Raw genomic sequence first — 16,302 nt, forward strand, 5'->3', positions numbered from 1 at the left:
GGGCAACGCCGCTCTGCCCGACCGAGGTCACCCCGATGGAACTGCTCTTCTGGCTGCTGCTGGCCCCTGGCGTCCCCGCCGACGAAGACTCGCTGCCGGGCGGGCGCGAAGAGGCCGCGAACGAGGACCGCGAGCCCGGAGGAGGGGAGGAGGCGCCTGAAGGTCCTAGCGCAGGGCACTAGCCCACGGCGTGCAGGCGCCCGAGGTCCGGCCGCCGCTGGGTCGAGCGGCGCGCCGCCTCGAGCTGTGCGGCGAGCGCGAGCAGCAGCGCGTCCTCACCGGGGCGCGCCACCAGCTGCACCGCGAGCGGCAGGCCGTTGGCCGTGAAGCCCGCGGGCACGGACACCGCCGGCTGCCCCGTGACGTTCCAGGGCGGCGTGAAGGGCGTGTAGCTGCTCACCCCCACCATGGTGCGCACCGCGCCCCGGCCTGCCCAGCGGCCCACCAGCGGCGGCGGCGTGGCGAGTGTGGGCACCAGCAGCACGTCGGCGCCGGCGGGCAGCTGCGCGAGGCGCTCGGCTGCGGCGCGCCCCGAGGCGCGTGCACGCTGGAGCATGGCATCGCTCACGCGGCGGCCGAGCCGGGCCATCCCTCGCGTGCGCGCCTCGCACGCCTGCGGCTCCTCGAGCTGCGCGAAGTCGTCCGCGCAGCCGCGCAGGTAGCGCGTGATGAAGCCGGGCACGATGTTGCCGTAGGCCGGGTCCGCCTCCACCACCACGTGCCCCAGCTCGCGCAGCCGGGCCCCCGTGTCGTGCAGGGCGCTGCGCACCTCGGGGTGCAGGCGCACCGGCAGCGGGGCCTTCTCGGAGAGCGCGATGCGCAGCACGCCCGGACCCTTGCTCACCGCGTCCTGCATCGCGCTTCCCCCGAGCACCGCGTCCAGCGCGAGGGCGCTGTCGCGTGCGTGGCGCGAGACGAAGCCCGCCGAGCTGAGGCCGTGCCAGTGCTCGGCGTGGCCGTCGCCCAGCGGCACGCGCCCCACCGTGGGCTTGAGCCCCACGAGGCCGCAGGCGGCCGCCGGGATGCGGATGGAGCCACCGCCGTCCGAGGCGTGCGCGAGCGGCACCAGCCCCGCGGCCACGGCCACGGCCGCGCCCCCCGAGGAGCCTCCCGTCTGGCGCAGCGGATCCCAGGGGTTGCGCGTGGCGCCCGTGGCCCGGGACTCGGTGAAGGGCCAGAGCGCGAGCTCGGGCGAGCAGGTGAGCCCCACGAACACGGCCCCGGCCGCGCGCAGCCGGCGCACCAGCTCCGCGTCCTTCTCGCTCGGCGGCTGCTGGGAGGGCGTGCCGAAGCGGATGGAGACGCCCTGCACGTCCGCAGCGTCCTTGAGGGCCACCGGCAGGCCCAGCAGCGGCCGCTGCGCCGCCTCGCCCGCACGGCGCGCGGCGTCCGCGGCGTCGGCGGCCGCGAGCGCCTGCTCCGCCCACACCTCGCGGAAGGCGCGCAGCGTGGGGTCGTAGCGGGCGATGCGCGCGAGGCACAGGTGCACCAGCTGGCGGCTGGTGACGCGGCCCTCGGCGAGGGCCTGCAGCTGGCCCACGGCCCCGGCGAAGGCGAGGTCCTCGTCGGCGGCAGGGCCAGGGGCGGCGGCGTGGGGAGCGCTCATGTCCGGGATCGTAGCGGCCCCGGCCCCCTCTTTGCGCGCACAAAGGGCGGGCCCGCAAAGACGCGGGGCCCCGCGGGTCCGGAAGTGCGCAGCGCTTGCGCACCTTCGGACGGCGGAGCCCCGCTTACTTCGCGCTGCCGGGGACGGTCCTACGCCGCCTTGCCGTGCAGGTAGTCGATGAGATCGATCTTGGTGACGATGCCCACCACCTTCTCGCCCTCCTTCACCACCGCGACCTTGTCCTGCGCGAAGATCTCGCGCAGCCGGTCGAGGCTGGTGTCCGGGCTCACCACGCCCATCAGCGGCTGCACGATGGCGTCGATGGTGTCCGCGAAGCGCACCTTGTTGGCCACCAGCGCGTTGAGCAGATCGTACTCGTGGATCATGCCGGTGCTGCGCCCGTCGCCGTTGACCACCGGCATCTGGCTGAAGCCGTGCTTGCGCATGGTCTCCACCACCGCGTCCACGCGGTCGCCCTTCTTGGCGGTGATCACCTCGCCCTTGCGGCCGCTCAGCAGCTCGCGCACGGTGCCGGCGCCCTGCTCCTGCATGAAGCCGTTGTCGCGCATCCACTCGTCGGAGTGGAACTTGGAGATGTAGCTGCTGCCCGAGTCCGGGGCGATGACCACGATGGTCTTGCCCTTGCCCAGCTCCTTGGCCAGCTGCACCGCCACGTGCACGGCGCTGCCGGTGGAGCCGCCCCCGAAGATGCCCTCCTCGCGCGCGAGGCGGCGCGCCGCGATGAAGCTCACGCGGTCATCCACCTGGCGGATGTCGTCCAGGACCTTGAAGTCCATGGCGCCGCACAGCATGTCCTCGCCGATGCCCTCGACCTTGTAGGTGTGCGGCTCGGAGAGCTTGCCCGTCTTGAAGTAGCCCTCGTACACGCTGCCCACGGGGTCCACGCCCACGTTGCGCAGGCCGGGGATCTTCTCCTTCAGGAACTTGCCCGCGCCGCTCATGGTGCCGCCGGTGCCGAGGCCGGTGACGAAGGCGTCGATCTTCCCGCCCGTCTGCTCGAGGATCTCCGGGCCGGTGACCATGTAGTGCGCCTCGATGTTGTCGGGCGTGTGGTACTGGTTGAGCATGAAGGCGCCCGGCGTCTCGCGGTACAGCCGCTTCGCCGTCTCGTAGTAGCTGCGCGGGTCCTCGGCCGGCACGTTCGTCGGCGTGACCACCACCTGCGCGCCCATCGCCTTGAGCCGGTTCACCTTCTCGGTGCTCATCTTGTCCGGCATGGTGAAGATGCACTTGAAGCCCATCACCGCGGCCGCGAGCGCCACGCCCATGCCGGTGTTGCCGCTGGTGTTCTCGATGATGGTGCCGCCGGGCTTGAGCTTCCCCTCGCGCACGGCCTTCTCGAGGATGTACTTGGCCATGCGGTCCTTGATGGAACCGCCCGGGTTCATGAACTCGCACTTGACGAGCACGGTCGCGTCGTTGGGGCCGACCATCTTGTTGAGCTTGACGAGCGGCGTGTGGCCAATGGCGGAGAGGATGTTCTCGTGGGTGTGCATGAGGGCTCTTGAGACAGGGGTTTCGAGAGGGAAGGGAACGCGGCCGGGCTTTATACGCTTCCCACCCGCGCAGGGCCACAGGGGGCGGCAAGGTGGGATTCCGGAGGGCGCCCCGCGTCGCGCGGGCCCCGGCGCCGGTGCGGCGCTGCGCTCGGCCCCCCGCCTACTGGGAGACAGGCGTGCAGGGGGCCTCCATTCAGCCCGCTAGACCCGGAAGGTGGGGCCGCGATACTCGGGAGCACCCTTTTTTACTTCCCGGAGACCGCACCCCATGACTCTCGAGGCCGCCCTGCGCGACCAGGTGGGCAAGGCCATTGGCCGCCCCGTCCCCCACGCCGCCGTGACCAAGCTCAAGGAGGAGGCCAGCACCCGCTCCTACTTCCGCGTGGGCACCGCGCCCGAGAGCTGGGTGGTGATGGTGATGGCCGCCGGCACCGCGAAGAAGAGCGAGGAGGCCACCAAGGGCGAGGCGCCCAAGGAGCTGCCCTTCCTCAACGTGCACCGCTACCTGGAGAAGCTCGGCGTGCGGGTGCCGCGCGTGCTGCGCTACGACGAGCCCGCCGGGATGATGGTGCTCGAGGACCTCTCGGACCGCACCTTCGAGCTCGCGCTGGAGGGCGGCAAGAACAACGCGCGGCTCTACGGCCAGGCGGTGGACCTGCTCGCGCGCCTGCGCGCCCAGGCCGAGCGCCACGTGGACCCCGAGTGCCTCGCCTTCACCCGCGCCTTCGACGAGGACCTCTACGACTGGGAGCTTCACCACTTCCGCGAGTGGGGCCTGGAGATCTGGAGCGGCAAGAAGCCCACGGATGCCGAGCGCGCCGAGCTGGACCGCACCTTCCGCGACATCGCGAAGCAGCTCGCGGCCGCGCCGCGCGGCTTCACGCACCGCGACTACCAGAGCCGCAACATCATGGTGAAGGACGGCGAGCTGGTGGTCATCGACTTCCAGGATGCGCTGCAGGGCCCCCGCCAGTACGACCTGGTGGCGCTGCTGCGCGACAGCTACGTGGAGCTGGACCGCGACTTCGTGGACACGATGCTGGACCGCTACATCCAGGCCTTCTTCGAGGCGAGCGGCGAGCGCATCGAGCCGGGCCCCTTCAAGGCCTTCTTCGACCTGCTCACCGTGCAGCGCAAGCTCAAGGACGCGGGCCGCTTCGAGTTCATCAACCGGGTGAAGGGCAACCCCGGCTTCCTCGTCTCCATCCCGGCCTCCCTGCGCTACGTGAAAGAGGGCTTCCGCCGCCGCCCCGAGCTCGCGGGGCTGCAGAAGCTCATCGCGAAGTACGTGCCCGAAGTCGGCTGAGGCGGAAGGACCCCCACCCATGAAGGCGATGATCCTCTGCGCAGGACTGGGCACGCGCCTGCGCCCGCTCACCGAGCGCTGGCCCAAGCCGGCGCTGCCCTTCCTCGGGGCGCCGCTCATCCGCTACCACCTGGCCGTGCTGCAGCGCGCGGGCGTCACGGCGGTGGGCATCAACACCCACCACCTGCCCGCGGTGATGGCGGCCACGGCGCGCGCGGAGTGTGCGCGCCTCGGGCTCTCGCTGCACGTGGTGCACGAGCCGGTCATCCAGGGCACCGGCGGCGGCATCCGCGGCCTGCGCAGCTTCCTCGCGGAGGGCGGCGAGGACTTCTTCGTCTTCAACGGGGACATCCTCTTCCCGGTGGACCTGCGCCCCGTGCTCGCGGCGCACCGCGCCTCGGGCGCCGCGGCGACCATGCTGCTCATGCCGCTGCCTGCCGGTGAGACGTACGCCGCGGTGGAGTGCGACGCCTCGGGGCGGGTGCGCCGCATCGCCGGGCACGGGCCGGGCGGCGGAGCCGGACCGCTCACGCCGTGGCACTTCACCGGCGTGCACGTGATGAGCCCGCGCGTCTTCGACTTCATGCGTCCCGAGGGCGCCGAGGACATCAACCGCGAGGTGTACGTGCGGATGATGGAGGCGGGGCTCGCGCTGCGCGGGCACGAGGTGCGCGCGTACTGGTCGGACCTCGGCACCCCCTCTCGCTACCTCGCCACGGTGCAGGACGTGCTCTCCGGGCGCGCCGAGCTCTCGGGCCTGGGGGCGGCCTCGCCGCTCGCGCGGGGCAGCGGACCCGTGTGGGCCGAGCCGGACGCGCGGCTCGAGGGTGTGGAGCGCGGCGGCCCCGCCTACGTGGGCGCGGGCGCGCAGCTCTCGCCCGGGGTGCACCTGGGCGCGGGCGTGTCCGTCGGGGCGGGGGCGCGCGTGGGCGCAGGCGCCCGGCTCACGCGGGCGGCGGTGTTCGAGGAGACCGAGGTGGCGGCGGGCGAGCAGCTCGAGTCGGTGCTCGCCTGGGGCCCGCACCGGGTGCCTGCGTAGCGCTCTGGGGAGCGAGGCTGCCGGGGCCTACTGCGCCCGGTAGCGCGCCAGCACGCAGGTGATGTTGTCGGTGCCGCCGGCGGCGTTCGCCTTCTCGATGAGCTGCTCGCACGCCTTCTCGAGGTCCGCCACCCGCTGCAGGGTGGACTGGATCTCCGCGTCGCTCACCATGCCGCTGAGCCCGTCCGAGCAGAGCAGGAAGGTGTCGCCCTCGCGCGGCTCCACGCGGGCCACGTCCACCTGCACGGTGTCCTTCATCCCCAGGGCGCGCACGATCACGTTCTTGTGGGGAAAGCTCTCGATCTCCTGCGGCGTGAGCTTCTTCGCCTTCAGGTAGTCGTTGAGCAGCGAGTGGTCCTCGGTGAGCTGCGAGAGCTGGCCCGCGCGGAAGAGGTACACGCGGCTGTCGCCCACGTGGCCCACGTACACGGCGGCCGGCGTGAAGTGCACGCTCACCAGCGTGGTGCCCATGCCCTTGTAGCGGGCCTCGGTGCTGGAGCGCTCGTAGATGCGCGCGTTGGCGAGCTTGATGCCCGTGGCGAGCCGGTTCTCGTCGTAGTTGCGGCTCTTCTCCATCTTGAAGGGCCAGGTCACGTCCTGGTCCCCCGCGGTGAGGCGGAAGAACTCCGCCATCTCGTCCACGGCGATCTTCGAGGCGATCTCTCCGGAGGAGTGGCCGCCCATCCCGTCCGCCACGCAGAAGAGCCGCTCGTCCGGCAGCACGAGGAAGTTGTCCTCGTTGTGGCTCCGCTTCATCCCGACGTGGGTGCTGCCGGCGACCTCGATGCGCATGCTCGTGAGACCCAAGAGGGATGGGGGCAGCCTCGCCCGGAAGCGGGCGAGGTTAACAAAGCGGAAAGAAACGGGTCAAAGCTCCCGTAACCGCAACTCGCGCCTCAGTCGACCTTCTCGAAGCGCAACCGGTCACCCTCGCAGGTCCCGCTCGCCGCGAGCGTGCCCGCGGGCAGCTCCAGCACGGAGCGCGCCCGGCGAGGCCCCGAGGCCGCGCGCCAGGGGGGCAGGGCGCCCACCTGCCGCACCACGACCCCGTCGGCGTCGAGGAAGGCCACGTCGATGGCCATGCGCATGAAGAAGGTGTGGATGGAGCCGCAGGGCTCGATGAGCAGGCCCTCGCCCATGGGCAGGCTCGCGCGGCCGAGCAGTCCCACCAGCCGCTTCAGGAAGGACGAGGCGCGCAGGGCGCGATCTGCCAGGATGCGGTCCCGCGTGACGTTCCTCACCTTCAGGCGCATGCCTGCCTTCTAGCCCATGCTCGAGCCCCTCGCGCAGCCCTTCCACCTCGTGCTGGTGGCCCCGCAGATTCCGCCCAACACCGGCAACGTGGCGCGCCTGTGCGCCGTCACCGGCTGCCGCCTCATCCTCGTGGAGCCGCTCGGCTTCTCCATCGCGGACCGCGACCTGAAGCGCGCCGGGCTCGACTACTGGGACAAGGTGTTCCTCGCGCTCTACCCCTCGTTCGACGCCTACGTCGCCGCGTTCCCGCAGGCCCGCCGCTGGCTCTTCTCCGCGCGCGCGAGCACCTCGCTCTACGCCGCGCGCTTCAGTCCCGGCGACCACCTCGTCTTCGGCGCCGAGACCACCGGGCTGCCCCCCGAGGTCATGCAGTCGGGTGTGGGTGAAGCCCTGACCATCCCGATGCTCCCGGAGCGCCGCAGCCTCAACCTGTCCACCTCGGTAGGCATCGCCACCTACGAGGCCCTGCGCCAGGTGCAGCTGAGCAGGCAGGCAGACCCCACAAGTTGAGAGAAGGGCAGGAGGCACTACACTGCGGCGGTCCATGTCCTCCTCGCAGGTCGCCGAAGCGCTGTACGCCGTCCACCGGAACCGGGCCACGGGGGCGCTCACCCTGCGCGCCGGGAGCCGGGAGGCGCGGCTGCTCGTGCGCGAGGGCGACCTCGTCGGCGCGCAGCTCGGCTTCGGCCACCAGTCCGCGGCGCAGGCGCTGCTGCAGTCCGGCCGCCTGAGCCCCGCGCAGCTGGATGCGCTGTGGGCCCGCGGCAGCGCGGGGAGCGTGGACGAGGAGCTGCTCGAGGAGCTCGGGCTGTCCGCGGAGGAGCTCACCCATGCCCAGGCGCTCGCGCAGGTGCGCCGGCTGAGCCAGCTCGCCGAGAGCGCGCAGTTCGAGGCGGGCGCGGTGCAGGGCGCCTTCGCCCCCATCGCGAGCACCCGCGTGGTGCGGGCGGCGCTGGATGCTCCGCCCGGCGTGGTGCAGCGCGTGTACCGCTGCGCGGACGTCGAGCGCTGCAGCCCGTGGCTCCACGACGCGGGCGAGCGCAGCGCCCTCGCAGAGCTCACCGAGTTCCGGCGCATCGAGCCGCTCGCGGCCGAGTTCGCGGCACTGCTGGCGTTGCTCGAGCGCGAGGGCTGCGTCGAGTCCCTCACCGTGGACGCGTGGGAGGCGCGCGAGGCCGAGCGGCGCGCGGAGCTGGAGCGCCAGGAGCAGGCGCGGCTCGCCGAAGAGGCACGCCTCGCGGAAGAGCTTCGTCTCGCGGAGGAGGCCCGGCTTACAGAGGAGCGCCGACTCGCTGAGGAGGCTCGTCTCGCCGAGGAAGCGCGCCTCGCCGAAGAGGCGCGGCTCGCGGAGGAGGCTCGCGTCGCCGAAGAGCTCCGCGCAGCGGAGGAGGCGCGCCGGGCCGAGGAGCTCCGCCGTGCAGAGGAGGCGCGGCGCGCCGAAGAGGCGCTGCGTGCCGAGCAGGCGCGACTCGCTGAGGAGGCACGCCGGGCCGAAGAGGCGCGTGTCGCCGAAGAGGCTCGCCTGGCAGAAGCCGCGCGGCTTGCTGAGGAACTGCGACTGGCCGAGGAGTCTCGTCTCGCGGAGGAGGCCCGCCTCGCCGAAGAGGCGCGACGGGCAGAGGAGGCGCGCGTTGCGGAAGCGGCGCGCCTGGCCGAGGAGGCGCGCGCAGCGGAAGAGGCGCGCCTTGCCGAGCTGGCTCGTGCCGCGGAGGCGGCTCGGATCGAAGAGCAGCTGCGCGCCGAAGCGGCACGGCTCGAGGCCGAGCGCGTGGCCGAAGCGGAGCGCGTTGCGGAGGCCGCTCGCGTGGCCGAGGCGCAGCGTCTCGCCGAGGAGGAGCGCCGGCTTGAGAAGGAGGCCCGCGCCGCCGAGGCGCTCCGTCTCGCCGAGGAAGCAGCGCGTCGCGAGCGCGAGCGTCTCGCGGCGGAAGCGCAGGCCGCAGAGGAAGCGCGGATTGCCGCGGCAGCCCGTGAGGCCGCGGAGCGTTACGCCGCCGAGCTGGCGCGTCGGGCCGAGGAGGCGCTCCAGGCCGAGCAGGCGCGTTTCGCCGAAGAGGCCCGCCTCGCGGAGCTCGCTCGCAAGGCCGAGGAGGCCCGCGCAGCGGAAGCGGCGCGCCTGGCCGAAGAGGCCCGCCTCGCAGACGAGGCGCGCCGGGCCGAGGCTGCACGGCTCGCAGAAGAGGCCCGCCTCGCCGAAGAGGCGCGTCTCGCCCACGAGGCGCACCTCGCAGCGCAGGCGCGTCTGGCCGAAGAGGCCCGCCTCGCTCGCGAGGCACAGCTCGCCGAAGAGGCCCGCTTCGCGGAGGAGGCTCGACTCGCCGAGGAGGCCCGTCAGGCCGAAGCGGCTCGCCTCGCGGAGGAGGCCTTCCTCGCAGAGCAGGTGCGCCTCGCCGAGGAGGCGCGCGCTGCCGAGGCGGCCCTCGCCGCGGAGCAGGCGCGGCTCGCAGAAGCGGTGCGTGCCCAGGAGGCCGCGCGCCACGCCGAGGCGCTGCGCCAGGCGGAGGAGACCCAGCGCGTGCAGGCGGCGCTCGAGGCCGAGCACGCCCGCCGGGAGGCCGCGGAGCGCGACGCAGAGGCTGCGCGGCTCGCGCAGCTGCGCCTCGACTGGGAGCAACACCAGGAGGAGCAGCGCAGGCGCAGCGTGCCGGCGCCGCGTCGCACCCCGCCTCCGACGCTGTTCCCCGTGGACGCAGGTGCCCCGGTCACCGCGCAGTCGGAGCCGGAGATCCTCCCGGTCACGGAGCTGCTCACGGCCGACGACGACGTCCTGACGGGCTCGTGGGGCGATGCGATCGCGCCCGTGCAGGCGGCCCAGGAGACGCAGGCCCTGCGCGATGCGCGCCAGCGTGCGCAGGACGCCCTGCTGCACGACATGCAGGAGGCACTGCGCCGCGCGGGGGCGGGCTCCTCGCCCCTGGAGGCGTGGCTCGCGGATGGCCCCACGGCTCCGCCGCGCCCCGCGCCTGCTGCGCCCTCTGCAGAGGAGCTCCCGACGCTGGACCTGAGCTCCGTCGAGCCTCCGGTGCTCGAGGCGGAGCCCCTGCCCACCGAGCCCGAGCTCCCTGCCGCGGACGCGCCGAGCGCCTCCGCCGCGAACGTCGAGGACGCGTGGACGCAGGTCCCGGCGTCGGTGCCGCAGCCCCTGTTTCTCGGGCCTTCGGCGCAGGCGCCCGGGGAGGACGACCTGTGGCGCATCGTCTCCGAGCCGCGGGGCGGTCAGCCGCAGAGCCTCTCCTCCTCGTTCGACGCGGTCTTCGAGCAGGTGGACGCGAACCTCGAGGCGCTCGTCGGCTTCGAGCAGCTCACGGCCGAGGCGGAGGTGCTGCCGGTCGAGGCCATCGTCGAGGCAGAGGTCGAGCTGGCGACGACGGGTGACAACGGCACCGTTTCTGGAGACACTGCACCCCTGGACGACCCCGGGATGCAGGACTCCTGGGGGTTCGACGAGGACGACGTGGGGGACCCCAACAATCCGGAAGACGCGGCGCGGATGCGCCGGCAGCGGCTGCTTCGCCGTGCCATGGAGAACATGGGCGCGCTGCCGTCGCGCCCCGGCGAGCCTCCTGCGCCTGCCCCGGTGCCGGCGGCCGCAGCGCCTGCCGCCGCCTCCAGTCCGGCGACCGCCGCCACTGCCCCCAGCGCGGAAGAGGGAAAGCTCGCCGCGCAGATCGAGCAGCGCTTCGCCGCGCTGCGCGGCCCGCGCGACCACTTCGCGGTGCTCGGGCTCGCGCCCCAGGCAGGCCGCGATCAGGTGAAGACGGCGTTCCTCTCGCTCGCCAAGGTGTTCCACCCGGACCGCCTGCCCCCGGCGCTCTCGGCGCTCGCGCCGAAGATGACCTCGGTGTTCGAGTCCATCCGCGAGGCCTACGAGGTCCTCTACGACGACGCGAAGCGCCAGGCCTACCTGCAGCAGCTCGCGCGCGCCCAGGCCACCGCGGCGCCCAAGCCCCCGGCCAACGCCACCGAGGCCGCCGCGGACTTCTTCAAGCGGGGCGAGGCCCTGCTGCGCAAGCGCGAGTTCGCCCAGGCCGAGGAGCTCTACGGCCGCGCGCACCAGGCGGACCCCAAGCCGCTGTACCTCGCGGCGCGCGCCTGGGCGCTGTACATGGACCCCCAGCGCAAGGGCGAGATCCCGCGCGCGAAGCAGATGATGGCGGATGCCGTGCGCGCGGAACCTACCTGTGACCGCGCGCACTACCAGCTGGGGGTGATCGCCCGGGTCGAGAACGACGCGGATCGCGCCGAGCGCCACTTCCGGCTCGCGGTCCAGGCGAACCCCAAGCACCTCGAGGCGAACCAGGAGCTGCGCCTCATCGAGATGCGCAAGGGGAAGGCCCCCAAGAAGGGCCTGTTCCGCTAGGTGCGGGGCCGTCCGCAGGGCAGGGAGCCGGTCATGGCCCCGAGCCCCCGCAGCCGTTGACAGCGTGCAACGCGCAACGTGATCATCCCGCCTCTCCTCGCGCCCGGCTTTCTCCTCGGTAGCGCCGGCAGCGAAAGGTAAGCACACGTGGCCAAGCAGCACCTGCTCCTGGTCGATGGCGACGCGAAGAGCCTCCGGGTGATGGAGGTGAGCCTGAAGAAGGCCGGCTTCTCCGTCACCACCGCCATCCACGGCAAGGACGCACTCGAGAAGGTTCAGATCAGCCCTCCGGATCTCGTGCTCGCGGACACGAAGATGCCGGAGATGGACGGCTTCGAGCTGTGCCGGGCGCTCAAGACGGACGAGCGCTTCAAGTTCATCCCCTTCGTCTTCCTCACCAACCAGAAGTCGGTCGAGTTCAAGGTGCGCGGGCTGGAGCTCGGCGGGGACGACTACCTCACCAAGCCGATCTACATCAAAGAGATCGTCACCCGCGTGAAGATGATCCTCCAGAAGGCGGAGAAGGAGAGGATCGAGAAGAAGGAGACGAAGGGAGGCTTCAGCGGGAGCCTCGCGGACATGGGCGTGGTGGACCTCGTCCAGACCTTCGAGATCGGCCGCAAGACGGGCACCATCGCCATCCAGGGCGAGCGCGTGGGCATGATCTACTTCCGCGAGGGGCGGGTGGTGGATGCCGAGCTGGGGCGGCTCAAGGGCGAGAACGCCTTCTACCGCATGCTCAACACCTTCGAGGGCCAGTTCGAGGTGCAGTTCGGCCCCCTCGAGCGCGCGGACCGCATCGAGGTCTCCACGCAGGGCCTGCTGATGGAGGGCATGCGCCGCCTCGACGAGTGGGGCCGCATGCTCGAGCAGCTGCCGCCGCTCGAGACCGTCTTCGAGATCGACTACCGCCAGCTCGCCGAGCGCCTCTCCGAGATCCCCGACGAGGTGAACGGGCTCTTGCGCCTCTTCGACGGCAAGCGCGCCCTGAGCCGCGTGGTGGAGGACTCGGACTTCGAGGACCTCGCCGCGCTCGGCATCATCAGCAAGCTCTACTTCGAGGGCCTCATCCGCGAGCTGGGCAGCAGCTCGCTGGACCCGGCCTACGAGCCCAAGCCCGGCATCGAGGTGTGGCTCAACGCCGCGCCCGCCGTCACCCCCACGCCCGAGCCCGGCCCGGCGCCCTCGCCGCAGCCGGCCCCTGGGCCCGCGCCCATCCCGGTGCCCTCGCCCGCGCCGGCCGTCGCCGCCGTGCGCGCGCCCGAGCCGGAGCTTCCGGCCGTGCCCGCCGTCGCGCCCGTCGCGCCGCCTGCGCCCAAGCCTCCGCTGCAGAGCGTGCTCGCGCCGCCCGCGGGCGTGCCGGACGAGCAGGCCGTGCCGCTGCCTGCGCCGGCCGCCGCCGCGCCCCCTGCGTCGCCGCCCGCGAACGTGGTGCTCTTCGCGCCGCGCCCCAAGCGTGCCGAGCCCGCACCGGATGCCTTCGAGGCGCAGCCGCGCCGCAGTGCAAAGGGCGCCGCGACCGCCGAGCTGCCAGAGATCGCCCCGGAGCTCTCGGCGCTGCCGGACGTGGACGAGGACGCCTCCGCGTTCCTCGTCGCGCCGCCGCCCGCGCACGGCCAGCAGGCCCGGGAGCATCGCAGCCTCCTGCTCGACTGGAGCCACGTGGACACCGATGGCCTGGGCGCCGCGAGCACCTGGGGCCCCTCGCCGTCGTGGTCGCCCTCGGTCTCCCAGTCCACCCCCGCCGCGCCGCGCGTGACGTCTGAGACGCCCGTGGCCGCAGCACCCGCGCCGGTCGCTCCCGCTCCCGCTCCCGTGGCCGCCGCTCCGGCTTCCGTGGAGCCCGCTGCCGCGTCGCGCCCGCCCGTGTTCGGGGGCGCCGCCATCGACGCGCCGAAGCCGCTTCCGCCGCCCGAGCCCGTGGCTGCGCCCGTGCCCGCGCCCGAGCCGGTGGCTGCCAAGCCCCCGCTCGCGCTCCCGCCCCATCCGGGCCACGGCACGCCCGCGCAGGGCACGCCGGTGGCCGCCGCCGCGCCGATGAAGAGCTTCGCCGTGAGCGCGGAGCCTCCCTCCCGCACCGGCCTCTTCGTGGGGCTCGCCGTCGGCGCGCTGCTGCTCGGTGCCGCCGTCGTGTGGGGCGTGCGCCGGCCGGCCTCGCCTGCGCCCGCGCCCGAGGTCCAGGCGCCGGCGCCCTCCGCGGCGGCGCCTGCGGCGGTCGCCCCGCCTCCGGCCACGGCGCCCCAGGCGGCCGCGCCCGAGGCCACCGCGCCCGCAGTCGCTGCTGCTCCCGCGCCCGCGACGGCGGCCCCCGCTGCCCCTGCGCCGAGTGCAGCGGCGCAGCAGCCCACCGCGGCGCCCACGGTGACCGCGCCGGCGCCCACGCAGCCCGTCGCCTCGCCCGAGACTCCTGCCGCTGCCCCCGCGCGCGCAGGCGGGGAGGCCGACTACCCGCAGCTGATGAAGCTCGCGCAGGCCGCGAACGCCGGGCAGCGCTTCCGGGCCGCCGCGGTGAGCTACCGCAAGGCGCTCGCGCTGCGCCCGGACTCGATGGATGCCAAGGCCGGCCTGGGCATCGCCCTGGTCAACAGCGACCCCGGCAACTCGGGCTACCGCGAGGCGGTGCGCCTGCTGCAGGAGGCGGTGAAGGCCGAGGACGGCAACGCGCGCGCCTGGCTCGCGCTCGGCATGGGCCTGCAGTTCACCGGGCAGAACGCGCAGGCGGCGCAGGCCTACCGCAAGTACCTGCTCCTCGAGCCGGCAGGCTCGTCGGCAGCAGACGTGCGAGCGATGCTGAAGGAACTCGGCAACTAGCCGGGCGGCGTGTTAACCCCAGGCCGTGCTCGTACTCGGCCTGGAGACCTCCTGCGATGAGACCGCTGCGGCGCTGGTAGAGGACGGCCGGCGCGTGCTCTCCGACGTCGTGTCCACCCAGGTGGACATCCACCGGCGCTGGGGTGGGGTGGTGCCGGAGCTCGCCAGCCGCAACCACGTGGTGCAGGTGATGCCGGTGCTGCACGAGGCGCTCACGCGCGCGGGCAAGCGCCTGGACGACGTGGACCTCATCGCCGTCACCTCGGGCCCCGGCCTCATCGGCGCGCTGCTGGTGGGCCTGCAGGTGGCCAAGAGCCTCAGCCTCGCCACCGGCAAGCCCTTCGTGGGCGCGAACCACCTCGAGGGCCACCTGCTGGCCATCCGCCTCCTGGAGGACGCGCCCGAGCCTCCCTTCCTCGGGATGGTGGTCAGCGGCGGCCACACCAGCCTCTACGAGGTGCAGGCCTACGGGCGCTACCGCCTGGTGGGCAGCACCCGCGACGACGCGGCCGGCGAGGCCTTCGACAAGACGGCGCGCATCCTCGGGCTGCCGTACCCGGGCGGGCTGCCCATCGATCAGCTCGCCCAGAAGGGCGACCCCACGGCCATCCGCTTTCCGCGCGCGCTGCCGCAGACGGACCACTTCGACTGGTCCTTCAGCGGGCTGAAGACCTCGGTGCTGCACCACGTGAAGAAGCACGGCGTGCCGCAGGGCCAGGCGCTCGCGGACCTGTGCGCGAGCTTCCAGGAGGCCGTGGCGGACAGCCTCAGCCGCAAGTTCGTGCTCGCGGCGAAGCGCCTCGGCCTCACGCAGCTGGTGGTGTGCGGCGGCGTGGCGGCCAACTCGCGGCTGCGCAGCCTGTGCCAGGAGCGCGCCGAGGAGCGGGGCCTGAAGCTGTTCCTCCCGCCGGTGCGCCTGTGCACGGACAACGGCGCGATGATCGCGGTCGCCGGCTACGAGGCGTGGCGGCGCGGACTGCGCGGCGACTTCCGCCTCGCGGCGGACCCCGCCTGGCGCATGTGAGGAAGGCCCCGTGACCCGCAGCTTCACCTTCGACTCCCCCCGAGACATCCTCAAGCGCCACGGCCTGCAGGCGAAGCACAGCTGGGGCCAGAACTTCCTCGGCGACCCGGACGCGCTCGAGCAGATCAGCGACGCGCTCCTGCTGCGCAAGGACGAGCCCGTGGTGGAGCTGGGCCCGGGGCTCGGCCACCTCACGCGCTTCCTCGCGGCCACCGGCGCGCGCGTGACGGCGGTGGAGCGCGACCGGGACATGGTCGCGGTGCTGGAGAAGGAGGCCATCCCCGGCGTGAAGGTGGTGGCGGGCAACGCCGCCACGGTGGACTTCGCCGAGGTGGCCGGCGCGCCCGAGGTGGCGGTGGCGGGAAACCTCCCGTACCACCTCACCAGCTCCATCCTCTTTCGCGTACTCGAGCAGCGCCGCAGCGTGACGCGCGCGGTGTTCACGCTGCAGAAGGAGGTCGTCGTGCGGCTCGCGGCGAAGCCGGGCGGGCGCGACTACGGCCTGCTCAGCGTGCTGCTCGGGCTCTACTTCGAGGCGGAGAACCTGCTCACGCTGGAGGCCGCGCGCTTCCATCCGCCCCCCAAGGTGGACTCGGCGGTGCTGCGGCTCACGCGCCTGCCCGCGCCGCGCGCCCCGGTGCTCAGCGACACGCGCTTCATCCGCGTGGTGAAGGCGGGCTTCGCCCAGCGGCGCAAGACGCTGCTCAACTCGCTCAAGAGCGACCGCACGCTCGTCGCGCCGGAGCTGCTCCCGCAGGCGCTCGCGCAGGCGGGCCTCGAGCCCACGCGGCGCGCCGAGACGCTCGCGCCCGAGGAGTTCGCCGCGCTCGAGCGGGCCCTGGGCACGCTCGCGCCCGAGTCCGGCACCACGCCGCTGGGCGGCGCAGCGCCGGACGCCGACGACGCGGCGGAGTAGGGCAGGGCGGCGCGAGCGCTCAGAAGCGCTTGCGCTCGGCCACCTGGCGCAGCAGCCCGCCGTTCTGGGCGAGGTAGCGGCGGAACTCGTCCTCCGGGATGCGCATGCGCGCGAGCACGCCGGAGAGGATCTCCTCCAGCTCCCGGTTCGGCTGGCGCTTGAGCTCCATCGCCGCCTTGAGCAGGGCCACGCCGTACAGGGGGCTCGCCTCGATCGGCTCGGCGGGCTCGTGGCCCGCAGGCGCTCCGACCGCGCGGCCGTCCGCGTCCTGGCGCACGCGTGCCTCCGCGCTGCGCTCCTGGAGGTGCACCACCGCCGCCTTCACCCGCTGCCCTCGGCTCATGCGCCCCGTAGCCTCCCCAACCATCCCTGTTGCAGGGTGTCGCTTGGTGTCGAACGGCGGTGCGCAAGGTAGGTGAAGCGCCACGGCCGCGTCAACGGCCGTGCTCGCGCGCGGGCTCGCGCCCCA

12 protein-coding genes are annotated in these 16,302 nt (G+C 73.4%); 7 read left to right on the plus strand and 5 right to left on the minus strand.

The genetic code is table 11. The features are described from left to right. Positions 1 to 178: 178 nt before the first annotated feature. The gene (locus FGE12_RS18790) at positions 179 to 1,606 is read right to left on the minus strand and encodes an amidase family protein (protein ID WP_153867857.1); all 1,428 of its coding nucleotides are present in this window, start codon (positions 1,604 to 1,606) and stop codon (positions 179 to 181) included. Positions 1,607 to 1,755: 149 nt separating this feature from the next. Beyond that, positions 1,756 to 3,123, minus strand: coding sequence for a pyridoxal-phosphate dependent enzyme (locus FGE12_RS18795; protein WP_153867858.1), 1,368 nt, complete (start codon positions 3,121 to 3,123; stop codon positions 1,756 to 1,758). 271 nt (positions 3,124 to 3,394) lie between these two features. On the opposite strand from FGE12_RS18795, the gene FGE12_RS18800 reads away from it, so the two are divergent. Continuing rightward, positions 3,395 to 4,432, plus strand: a complete 1,038-nt coding sequence (locus FGE12_RS18800) for an aminoglycoside phosphotransferase family protein (protein ID WP_153867859.1) — start codon at positions 3,395 to 3,397, stop codon at positions 4,430 to 4,432. A 19-nt stretch (positions 4,433 to 4,451) separates the two neighbouring features. After that, on the plus strand, positions 4,452 to 5,471 hold the full coding sequence (locus FGE12_RS18805; RefSeq protein WP_153867860.1) for a nucleotidyltransferase family protein: 1,020 nt from the start codon (positions 4,452 to 4,454) through the stop codon (positions 5,469 to 5,471). A gap of 27 nt (positions 5,472 to 5,498) precedes the next feature. Here the strand turns inward: FGE12_RS18805 and FGE12_RS18810 are convergent, their stop codons facing one another. Both FGE12_RS18810 and FGE12_RS18815 read right to left on the minus strand, forming a co-directional pair. Next, a complete protein-coding gene (locus FGE12_RS18810; RefSeq protein WP_153867861.1) occupies positions 5,499 to 6,263 on the minus strand; it encodes a Stp1/IreP family PP2C-type Ser/Thr phosphatase in 765 nt (254 codons plus the stop codon). Positions 6,264 to 6,367: 104 nt separating this feature from the next. Beyond that, a complete protein-coding gene (locus tag FGE12_RS18815; RefSeq protein ID WP_153867862.1) occupies positions 6,368 to 6,724 on the minus strand; it encodes a DUF192 domain-containing protein in 357 nt (118 codons plus the stop codon). A 16-nt stretch (positions 6,725 to 6,740) separates the two neighbouring features. On the opposite strand from FGE12_RS18815, the gene FGE12_RS18820 reads away from it, so the two are divergent. The 5 genes from FGE12_RS18820 (at position 6,741) to rsmA (ending at position 15,833) form a co-directional block, all read left to right on the plus strand. Then, positions 6,741 to 7,235, plus strand: a complete 495-nt coding sequence (locus tag FGE12_RS18820) for a tRNA (cytidine(34)-2'-O)-methyltransferase (protein WP_153867863.1) — start codon at positions 6,741 to 6,743, stop codon at positions 7,233 to 7,235. A 34-nt stretch (positions 7,236 to 7,269) separates the two neighbouring features. Beyond that, entirely contained in the window at positions 7,270 to 11,082 is a 3,813-nt protein-coding gene (locus FGE12_RS30050) for a J domain-containing protein (protein WP_194798044.1), read from the plus strand. Positions 11,083 to 11,229: 147 nt separating this feature from the next. Further along, positions 11,230 to 13,893, plus strand: coding sequence for a response regulator (locus FGE12_RS18830; protein WP_194798045.1), 2,664 nt, complete (start codon positions 11,230 to 11,232; stop codon positions 13,891 to 13,893). A 25-nt stretch (positions 13,894 to 13,918) separates the two neighbouring features. Next, the gene (tsaD, locus tag FGE12_RS18835) at positions 13,919 to 14,917 is read left to right on the plus strand and encodes a tRNA (adenosine(37)-N6)-threonylcarbamoyltransferase complex transferase subunit TsaD (RefSeq protein WP_194798046.1); all 999 of its coding nucleotides are present in this window, start codon (positions 13,919 to 13,921) and stop codon (positions 14,915 to 14,917) included. A gap of 10 nt (positions 14,918 to 14,927) precedes the next feature. Continuing rightward, on the plus strand, positions 14,928 to 15,833 hold the full coding sequence (gene rsmA, locus FGE12_RS18840; RefSeq protein ID WP_194798047.1) for a 16S rRNA (adenine(1518)-N(6)/adenine(1519)-N(6))-dimethyltransferase RsmA: 906 nt from the start codon (positions 14,928 to 14,930) through the stop codon (positions 15,831 to 15,833). 19 nt (positions 15,834 to 15,852) lie between these two features. Here the strand turns inward: rsmA and FGE12_RS18845 are convergent, their stop codons facing one another. Then, positions 15,853 to 16,176, minus strand: a complete 324-nt coding sequence (locus FGE12_RS18845; RefSeq protein ID WP_153867864.1) for a hypothetical protein — start codon at positions 16,174 to 16,176, stop codon at positions 15,853 to 15,855. Positions 16,177 to 16,302 lie beyond the last annotated feature (126 nt).

Source organism: Aggregicoccus sp. 17bor-14 (assembly GCF_009659535.1).
Classification (GTDB): domain Bacteria; phylum Myxococcota; class Myxococcia; order Myxococcales; family Myxococcaceae; genus Aggregicoccus.